This is a genomic window from Paraburkholderia sp. SIMBA_030, from assembly GCF_046535245.1.
Taxonomy (GTDB): domain Bacteria; phylum Pseudomonadota; class Gammaproteobacteria; order Burkholderiales; family Burkholderiaceae; genus Paraburkholderia.
In genome coordinates this window covers 1-390 of the sequence record NZ_JAWRXB010000123.1, presented here as the reverse complement: position 1 = coordinate 390, position 390 = coordinate 1, and the positions used below count along the sequence as shown (strand labels likewise).

General features: G+C 66.7%; 1 pseudogene. It reads right to left on the bottom strand.

Annotation, left to right across the window (positions count from 1 at the left end):
* Positions 1–390, bottom strand: a pseudogene (locus SB772_RS39300) (cellulose synthase); the annotation flags it as partial.

The window sequence follows — 390 nt, the reverse complement described above, 5'->3', positions numbered from 1 at the left end:
GGCAGCGTGCCCGCGTTCAGGTAGACCGTGTCGGCGTGGAAGAAATAATGGCCCGAATAACCGTTCGGAATCCGCACGTAGAGCGGCACTTCGGTGGCGTGCAGCTCCGAGATGCCCGGGTCGCCCGACAGATTCGACTGATACCACTCGGTCGCGATCTGCCCCTGACGGCGGTCGTCGAGACCTTGCAGCGCACGCGCGCCCGAGGTCAGACCGTCCGGACCGGCCTGTTCGCCTTCCGCCTGTTCCTGCACGAGCGAGCTGCGATAGAGGCTGGCGGCATCGTTGTAATCGCCACGCGACTGCGCCACGCGGCCCGCCTGGATCGTCACGTCCGAGCGGTCCGGATAGCGCTCGCGCAGCGGATCGATCACGTCCTGCGCTTCCTGG